This is a genomic window from Mesorhizobium sp. M7A.F.Ca.CA.004.06.1.1, assembly GCF_003999135.1.
GTDB lineage: Bacteria > Pseudomonadota > Alphaproteobacteria > Rhizobiales > Rhizobiaceae > Mesorhizobium.
This window is the reverse complement of record NZ_RZPQ01001218.1, coordinates 1-1,023: the sequence shown is the minus strand read 5'-3', so window position 1 is coordinate 1,023 and position 1,023 is coordinate 1. Positions and strand designations below refer to the sequence as shown.

1 protein-coding gene is annotated in these 1,023 nt (G+C 57.3%); it reads left to right on the top strand.

Going from position 1 to position 1,023, the window contains the following annotated elements; translation table 11 throughout:
* Positions 1-481: 481 nt before the first annotated feature.
* On the top strand, positions 482-1,023 hold a 542-nt coding region (locus EN906_RS35265; protein ID WP_164777661.1), incomplete at its 3' end, for a response regulator.

The following is a 1,023-nucleotide window of genomic DNA, read 5'->3' as shown; positions in this document are numbered from 1 at the left end:
CCTTTGAGGTCAGCAGGCCACGCAGTGGTCGTTACGCCGCGCCGCGCCGATTAGTTCGTCGAAACATGTCGAAGATCGGCGGCCGTATCGTCCGCATGACAGTCGACATGGTTGATCATGCGACTCCATGTTCGGCAGTGCGACGATCGTGAACAACGCGGACTGCTGCGCATGCCGCACTCGGTCCAAATCCTGAACGTTTAGCGAGAGTCAAATGCGACGAACGCCTCACTATCGCGCGACAAGGCACGACTTGACAATTGCCGCAACTCCGAACGCGCTGAAAATCCTGTCTCGCGGCATAGAGACAACCGACCTGCGGTGATTTGATCATCATTCACCGCAATCGAGGGATAGCGGGGCACTCTGAAGAAGGCCCGCAATTATTGTTTTCTATTACATCTCATGCCTCCCATGTCTGCTAGTCTAGCGAAAGGGGCGGGCTTGCCGCTGGTTTATGGCAGGGAACGGAGAAATCGGCGTGGAAGGTTCCGACCAGGTCATCTTTCTCGTGGACGACGATGTCCATGTTCGGGAGTCGATCAGTGACTTCCTCGCATCGGCGGGCCTCCGGTGTGTCGCAGTGGGCTCGGTAAGCGAGTACCTCGAATACCGTCGGCCCGACTTACCAAGCTGTATCGTGCTTGACGTGGAGCTCCCCGGCGTAAGCGGGCTTGAGTTTCACGAACAGATCGCCAGCGGCGATCATCCGCCAGTTGTGTTTATTACGGGCCATGGGGATATCCCTTCGACGGTCAGGGCGATGAAACGGGGTGCCGTTGATTTCCTCACGAAGCCCTTCCAGGAGTCGGATCTGCTCATAGCTATCAAAGCTGGCATTGAGAGAGATCGGGAGCGCCGTTCGAAGCAGGACGAATTGGGCGTTCTCCGACGCCGCTTTGCTGAACTTACACCTCGAGAGCGGGAGGTATTTCCGCTCGTGGTCAGCGGGCTAATGAACAAACAGGCGGCGGCAGAGCTCGGAATACGCGAGGTGACGCTACAGGTTCACAGAGGCAAGGT